General features: G+C 69.6%; 9 protein-coding genes. 4 read left to right on the top strand and 5 right to left on the bottom strand.

The features are described from left to right. A partial coding sequence (locus VFF46_RS12595) for a nuclear transport factor 2 family protein (RefSeq protein WP_325037274.1) occupies positions 1-331 on the bottom strand: 331 nt, incomplete at its 3' end. Positions 332-382: 51 nt separating this feature from the next. Between VFF46_RS12595 and VFF46_RS12590 the strand changes: the two genes are divergently transcribed. Further along, positions 383-955, top strand: coding sequence for a helix-turn-helix domain-containing protein (locus tag VFF46_RS12590; RefSeq protein ID WP_325037273.1), 573 nt, complete (start codon positions 383-385; stop codon positions 953-955). Positions 956-976: 21 nt separating this feature from the next. Here VFF46_RS12590 and VFF46_RS12585 read toward each other — a convergent pair whose 3' ends face one another. Then, entirely contained in the window at positions 977-1,531 is a 555-nt protein-coding gene (locus VFF46_RS12585; protein ID WP_325037272.1) for a DUF2017 domain-containing protein, read from the bottom strand. Further along, a complete protein-coding gene (clpS, locus tag VFF46_RS12580; protein WP_325037271.1) occupies positions 1,528-1,815 on the bottom strand; it encodes an ATP-dependent Clp protease adapter ClpS in 288 nt (95 codons plus the stop codon). The genes VFF46_RS12585 and clpS overlap by 4 nt, the downstream gene beginning before the upstream one ends. 49 nt (positions 1,816-1,864) lie before the next feature. Between clpS and VFF46_RS12575 the strand changes: the two genes are divergently transcribed. Both VFF46_RS12575 and VFF46_RS12570 read left to right on the top strand, forming a co-directional pair. Continuing rightward, positions 1,865-3,199 (top strand): nicotinate phosphoribosyltransferase, encoded by a 1,335-nt coding sequence (locus VFF46_RS12575; RefSeq protein WP_325037270.1) that lies wholly within the window; start codon positions 1,865-1,867, stop codon positions 3,197-3,199. After that, on the top strand, positions 3,196-3,657 hold the full coding sequence (locus VFF46_RS12570) for a MarR family winged helix-turn-helix transcriptional regulator (RefSeq protein ID WP_325037269.1): 462 nt from the start codon (positions 3,196-3,198) through the stop codon (positions 3,655-3,657). The genes VFF46_RS12575 and VFF46_RS12570 overlap by 4 nt, the downstream gene beginning before the upstream one ends. Here VFF46_RS12570 and VFF46_RS12565 read toward each other — a convergent pair. Then, positions 3,652-4,878 carry a D-arabinono-1,4-lactone oxidase gene (locus VFF46_RS12565; protein ID WP_325037268.1) on the bottom strand — a complete coding sequence of 409 codons (1,227 nt, stop codon included), beginning with the start codon at positions 4,876-4,878 and terminating at the stop codon, positions 3,652-3,654. The genes VFF46_RS12570 and VFF46_RS12565 overlap by 6 nt on opposite strands. A 118-nt stretch (positions 4,879-4,996) precedes the next feature. Between VFF46_RS12565 and VFF46_RS12560 the strand changes: the two genes are divergently transcribed. Further along, complete coding sequence (locus VFF46_RS12560) at positions 4,997-5,995, top strand: YdcF family protein (RefSeq protein WP_325037267.1); 999 nt, start codon at positions 4,997-4,999, stop codon at positions 5,993-5,995. Here VFF46_RS12560 and VFF46_RS12555 read toward each other — a convergent pair. Next, positions 5,992-6,753, bottom strand: a complete 762-nt coding sequence (locus VFF46_RS12555; protein WP_325037266.1) for a sulfite exporter TauE/SafE family protein — start codon at positions 6,751-6,753, stop codon at positions 5,992-5,994. The two genes, VFF46_RS12560 and VFF46_RS12555, sit on opposite strands and share 4 nt — an antisense overlap. Positions 6,754-6,759 lie beyond the last annotated feature (6 nt).

The following is a 6,759-nucleotide window of genomic DNA, read 5'->3' as shown; positions in this document are numbered from 1 at the left end:
GGACGGTGTCGACGTACGTGGTGCTGATGCAGCCGCGGTCGGCGAGAACGGCGGTGCCCTTGGAACGCACGGTGGCCGTGTCCTCGTCGACTATCCCGGTGATCACCACATTGGTGACGAGGTGCGCCAGCGGGTTGCCGGCGCCGAGTCGAAGCGCGGCATCACGGATGGCGTCGATGCCGACCAGGACGTCGGAACCGAGTTCAGTGACGTCGTACACGACATCGTCGGTGAACAGTTCGTCAAGGCGGTCGAGTTCGCCCTCGTCGAACAGGTGCCCATGCAGCGCGAGAGTTTCCGCGATGGCCCATCTGTCGTCGGCGGTCAGCATGCCCGATCCTTTCCGCGGAGTTCCCCGGTTAGCATCGCTACACTAACGGGGATGTCCCCGGAAAACCAGGCCCACCCGGCGCGGCGGCGCCGCGTCGACGCCGAGCGCAACCGCGACGCCGTGCTCTCCGCGGCCGGACGGCTGTTCGACGAGCATGGCCCCGATGTCCCGCTCGACGAGATCGCCAAGACCGCCGGCGTCGCCAACGCGACCCTCTACCGCCACTTCCGCACCCGCGCCGACCTTCTCGTGGCCGTGTACGCCGACGAGGTCGCGGCACTCGACCGGCAGAGTCAGGAGCTGGCTGGACATGAGGACCCCGATGTCGCGCTGACCCAGTGGCTACGAGCCTTCGCCGACCATGTCGCCACCAAACGTGAACTCGCGCAGGCCGTCCCGGACGACCCCGACCGCGACCGCGGTGCACAGTTCGCAAGCTGGCACGCCACGATGTACGGCGCCGCGGACCGCCTGCTGGATCGCGCGCGGACGGCCGGCGCCGTCCGCGCCGGCCTGACAACCAGGGACCTGCTCACCGCCGTCAGCGGCATCGCCCTCACCGGGTGCTCGGGCCGGCAGCTCCAGACGCTGCTGGACCTGATCCGCGACGGCTACCACTCCTGACCGAGGTAGGCGAGCCGATACTCAGCGCATGTTGTGGAGGAGCGCTGACTGCAGGTAGCCGAGCCAGTCGTACAGGTCGTACGTCAGCCGCCGCGGGTCGTCGTCGTCCAGCTTCTCCCAGGTGGCGTAGTCGTCCTCGTCCTTGATGTCGAGGCGGGTACCGATCGCCAGCCGCAGGTCGTTCAGCGCGCGCAGCCAGGCCAGCTGCTCGTCCGGCTCCAGCGCGATCTCGTCGGCGCCGGACTCCTCCAGCGCGGACAGCACCCGCTTGGCGTCGGTGACCTTCCCCTCGCGCAGTCCCCGCTCGGTGAACCGGCGGAACTCCGAAGACGCCTGGTCGTCGGTCTTGTACGCGTCCGGCAGCAGCCGCTGCAGTACGACGTCCTCGGGCGGCGAGGTCGGGCCGTCGGTCTCGCTGAGCATCGCCTCCAGCGGGTCCGCGGGGGTGGTCGTCCGCGGCGGCAACCCGTCGTACAGCAGCTCGACCAGGTTCCGCAGGAGGTTCGCCAGGATGTCCGCCTCGTGCTCGGCGAAACTGACGACCACCGTCTTGCGGCGCTTGCGGAACCGCGTCACGACTTCTCGCAGGTGGCCCACAGGCCGTAGGAGTGCATCGCTTCCACGTCGCGTTCCATCGCTTCCCGGTTCCCGTTCGACACCGCCGACTTGCCTTCGGAGTGGACCTGCATCATCAGCTTCTCGGCCTTCGACTTGGAGTAGCCGAAGTACGTCTGGAAGACGAACGTGACGTAGTCCATCAGGTTGACCGGATCGTTCCAGACGATGGTCACCCAGGGTGGGCTGAGCTCGATCGCCTCGTCGACCTCGGGGCTGTCCAGCTCGCTCGGTGCGGTGCTCACCAGTCCATTCTCTCCATCATCTGTTCCGGTCTCACAATAGGCTGCTCCTGTGACCCACTCGACGGCACTTCTGACCGACCACTACGAGCTGACCATGCTGCAGGCGGCCCTGGCCGACGGCACGGCGCAGCGCCGCTCGGTGTTCGAGCTGTTCGCCCGGCGGTTGCCCGACGGCCGGCGGTACGGCGTGGTGGCCGGCGTGAACCGGCTGCTGGACGCGCTCGAACAGTTCCGGTTCGACGAGCAGACGATCGCCTTCCTGGCCGATCGCGGCGTCGTCGACCAGGCTACCCGGGACTGGCTGGCGGACTACCGGTTCACCGGCGACATCTCCGGTTACGCCGACGGCGAGATCTTCTTCCCGGGCTCGCCGGTGCTGGTGGTGGAGTCGTCGTTCGCCGAGGCGGTGCTCCTGGAAACCGTTTTCTTGTCGATCCTGAACCACGACTCCGCGGTCGCCTCGGCGGCGTCCCGGATGACCTGGTGGGCGGGTGGGCGGCCCTGTATCGAGATGGGTTCGCGGCGGACCCACGAGGAGGCCGCGGCCGCCTCGGCGCTGGCGGCGTACATCGCGGGCTTCGGCGCCACCTCCAACCTGGAGGCCGCCCGCCGGTACGGCATCCCGAGCACCGGTACGGCGGCGCACTCGTTCACGCTGCTGCACGACCGCGAGCAGGACGCGTTCCGGTCCCAGATCGACGCGCTCGGCAAGGGTACGACGCTGCTCGTCGACACGTACGACGTGGCCGAGGCGGTGCGGACCGCGATCGAGCTGACCGGCCCGGAGCTGGGCGCCGTACGGCTGGACTCCGGCGACCTGCCGTCGCTGGCCGCGCAGGTCCGGGAGCAGCTGGACGCGCTGGGCGCGACGAAGACCCGGATCATCGTGACCAGCGACCTGGACGAGTACCAGATCGCCGCGCTCGCGCCGGCACCCGTGGACGGCTACGGCGTCGGTACGTCGCTGGTCACCGGCTCGGGCTACCCGACCTGCGGGTTCGTGTACAAGCTGGTCGCCCGCGAGGACGCGAGCGGCGCCCTGGTGCCGGTGGCGAAGAAGAGCCCGGACAAGATCTCGATCGGCGGCCGGAAGTGGGCGCTGCGCCGGCGGTCCGCGGCCGGGGTCGCGGAGGTCGAGCTGATCGGCGTCGGTGAGCAGCCGGTCGACGACGGCGACGACCGGGTGCTGCTGAGGTCGCTGGTCGAGTCCGGCAAGATCGTCGGCCGGACCACGCCGGAGGAGTCGCAGGCGCACCACGAGAAGGCCCGCTACGAACTGCCCCGCTCGGCCAACCAGCTGAGCCGCGGCGAGCCGGCGATCCCCACCGAGTACATCGGCGACTACGACGCGCTGAACCCGTTCCGTCCCCGGAGCCACACGTGAGCGAGGACTGGTCTCCGGACGCCCCCGCCGACGAGGCCGACGTACTGATCGCGCTCCGGTTCGCGGACCGGGCCGCGCGGAAGGCGGTGGCCGAGGAGCTGGCCGGGACCGAGCTGCACACCGGCCAGGAGCTGGTGCTCGCGAAGCTCCTGCACCACGGTTCGCTCCCGGTGGCACGGCTGGCGAAGGTGCTGGACGTCGAGGTGCCGACCGCGACCAGGACCACGCAGCGGATGGAGGCGGCCGGGCTGGTCCGGCGGGTGAAGAGCGCGACCGACGCGCGCCAGGTCGGCATCGAGCTGACCGACCGCGGCGTCGCGCTCGCGCACACCGTCCAGGAGGTCTACGACCGCGCCGGGCGCCGCGCCCTCGCCAACCTCACCCCCGAGGACCGCCGCGTGATCCGCAACCTGCTCTGGTCGATCACCTCGACCGTCGAGGACGTCACAGCGTTATAGCGGCAGGAACGTGTCGAGGTACTCGTTGCGGAACTTTCCGGCCGGGTCGTACCTGTCGGCCAGCGCGATGAAGTCCTTCACCTTCGGGTAGCGCTCCGCCAGCGTGGCCGCATCCGCCGCGAAGACCTTGCCCCAGTGCGGGCGGGTGTCCAGCGGGGCGAGCGCCTCCTCCAGTTCCGCGACGACCGGCCGGACCGCCGCCTCGTCCTGGATCCAGGTGAAGTGCAGGGCCATCGTGTCGCGGCCCTGGCTCGGGCTCAGCCACAGCTCGTCGGCGGCGATCGTCCGTACCTCGGAGACCTGCAGCACCGGGGCGAACCGGTTGCCGAGGGCCCGCAGTACGTCGATCGCCTCGGCGGCCCGGGCACGCGGTACGAAGTACTCCGACTGCAGCTCGTCGCCGTTGCTCGGGGTGAACTCGAGCCGGAAGTGCGGCAGCCGCTCGTTCCACGGACCCGGTACGCCGCCCTGCTGGGTCGCGTAGTCGGCCGGCATCACCTTGATCGGATGCCGCGGCCCGTCCGCGAGCCGCCCACCCATCCACTCCGGCTCGGGCTCGGTCAGCTCGCGGCGCTTGCGCCAGACCATCACGTCCGGGTCCACCCAGTCGGTGAACGCGCTCACGCTGTACGCACTGCCCATCACGTCCGCGAAGTCCGACTGCAGCCGACCGACCGGCACGCCGTCGTACACGACCTGGCTGATCTGGTACGTCGGCTGTACGTCGAGCGTGAGGCTGACCGTGACGCCGAGCGCCCCGAGCGAGACGATCGACCCGGCGAAGTCCGGGTCGTCCCGGGTCAGCGTGACCAGCTCGCCGTCCGCGTTCACGAACGTGATCGCGTTGACCGCGTCCGCGAGTGGGCGGTTGGTGTCACCCGATCCGTGCGTACCGGTCGAACAGGCACCCGCCACCGAGATGTGCGGCAACGACCCGAGGTTGTGCAGCGCCAGCCCTTGGGCCTGCAGCGCGGCGGTGATCTCGCCGTACCGCGTCCCGGCCGACACCGTCACGCCCTGCCGGCCGACCTCGATCAGCTGGGGCAACTCCTGCACGCTGACCAGCACGCCGTCGGTGTCGGCGATCCGGTTGAAGGAATGCCCGGTCCCGAGCACGCGCACCTTCTCCGAGCGCGCCACCAGCTCCTGCAGTTCGGCAACGGTCCGCGGTCGCCGCAGCTCGCTGGCGAAGCGGACGTTCCCCGCCCAGTTCGTCGTCATTCGGTGCCCCTTCCGGCTCGACCAGCAGGGTCGCACACCGCGGCCCGGCCCGGCCTGCTGGAGTCCACCCATCGAGCCTCCACCACCTCGGCGACAGCGCGTGGTTGGATGGCGCCCGATGGTCATCTGCTTCGGTATCGCCGGGTTCTGGTTCCTGATCTTCGGCGTCAGTTTCTGGCGCGACCGGCGGCTGTTCAAGAACGGGATCTTCCTGGTCCTGACGTTGATGTTCGCCGGGCTCGGGGTGATCTTCGCGGTCGAGACGGTGAGCCGGCCGGTGGCGGTCGCGATGGTCTGGGCGATCGTGATCGCGATCCCGGTGGCGATCGCCGTCCTCGCGGTGTTCCTGGTCGTCAACGGGGTGACGATGCTGCGCCGGGAACGCCGCCGGCTGTCGAACCTGCTGTCGCTGCTGGTCGGGCTCGGGATCATCGGGTTCGTGATCTTCAGCGTGCTGGTGCAGCAGATCGGCTGGGAGCCGCTGGCCGCCGTACGGTCGGCGCTGCTCGGCGTCCTGACCTACATCTCGTTCCTGTTCCTCTGCTTCCTGGTGTACGCGTTCTTCTACAGCCGGGTCCGGTCCTCGCGAAAGGTGGACTTCGTCGTCGTCCTCGGCTCCGGGCTGATCGGATCGCGGGTCCCGCCGCTGCTGGCGAGCCGCCTCGACCGCGCGCGGCAGGTGTACGAACGCGCCCTCCGCAAGGGCCGCTCGCCCCGGATCGTGACGTCCGGCGGGCAGGGTCCCGGCGAGGACGTCCCCGAGTCGCACGCGATGGCCGCGTATCTCGTCGAGCACGGCGTACCGGACGACCGGATCATCCGCGAGGACCGCTCCACCACCACGTGGGAGAACCTCACGTTCAGCCGCGACCTGATGACGTCACTGCGCCCGGAGTACCGCTGCCTGATCGTCACGAACAACTTCCACGCCTTCCGCGCCGCGCTCACCGCCCGCAAGGCGCGCGTCAACGGCCAGGTGGTCGGCTCCCCCACCGCGGCGTACTACTGGCCGACGGCAACGATCCGCGAGTTCATCGCGATCCTCGCCAACCACCCGTACCTCAACGGCACGATCTGCGTGCTGATCGTCGTCCTGGCGGTCATTCCGCATTTCTAGAGCATCAGTACGGCGGCTGTGATGCCTGCTAGGACTATGAGGATGCGGAGGAAGGTGGCGGGGAGGCGACGGCCCAGGTGGGCGCCCACGTAGCCGCCGATGATGGAGCCGGCCGCGAGCAGGGCGGCGGCGTGCAGGTTGAGGTCGGCGATGAACAGGAAGATGATGCCGGCGACCAGGTTGGCGGCCAGCAGGGCGAGGGTTTTCAGGCCGTTGACGACGCGGAGCTCGAGGTCCAGGCCGAGGCCCAGGACGGCCATCATCATCACGCCGGCACCGGCGCCGAAGTAGCCGCCGTACACGCCGGTCAGCGCGGTGCCGGCGATGGTTGCCGGGGACATCGATCGGCGCAGGTCGTGCGGATGCTGGGAACGGGACCGCAACCACTGGGAGATCCACGGCTGGACGCCGACCACCAGACAGGTGAAGAGAATCAGCCACGGCGCCGCGGCCGCGAACACCTTGGACGGCAACGCCAGCAGCAGCACCGCACCACCGATCGCGCCGATGGCACAGACGAGTACGACGACAACGACCTGCTGCCGTGGAACCTCCCGCAACTCCCGCCGATACCCGAACGCGCCGCTCAACGCCCCGGGAAGCAGCCCGAGCGTGTTGGACGCATTCGCAACCACCGGCGGAATCCCGAGCGCAATCAGCACCGGAAAGCTCAGCAACGAGGCAACACCGACGGTCGAGGTCAAGATCCCCGCGCCGAACCCCGCCCCGACAACGGCCAACTGCTCGGGTCCGGTCACCCCACG

This window comes from Kribbella sp., assembly GCF_035655035.1.
Classification (GTDB): domain Bacteria; phylum Actinomycetota; class Actinomycetes; order Propionibacteriales; family Kribbellaceae; genus Kribbella.
Note: the sequence above shows the minus strand (reverse complement) of the source record. Positions and strands in the feature narration are given on the sequence as shown.

What these genes read in the sequence shown, in the direction of transcription:
- VFF46_RS12590 (WP_325037273.1), top strand. Translation starts at nt 383, where the DNA reads ATGTCCCCGGAAAACCAGGCCCACCCGGCGCGGCGGCGCCGCGTCGAC.
- VFF46_RS12565 (WP_325037268.1), bottom strand. Translation starts at nt 4,878, where the DNA reads ATGACGACGAACTGGGCGGGGAACGTCCGCTTCGCCAGCGAGCTGCGG.
- VFF46_RS12560 (WP_325037267.1), top strand. Translation starts at nt 4,997, where the DNA reads ATGGTCATCTGCTTCGGTATCGCCGGGTTCTGGTTCCTGATCTTCGGC.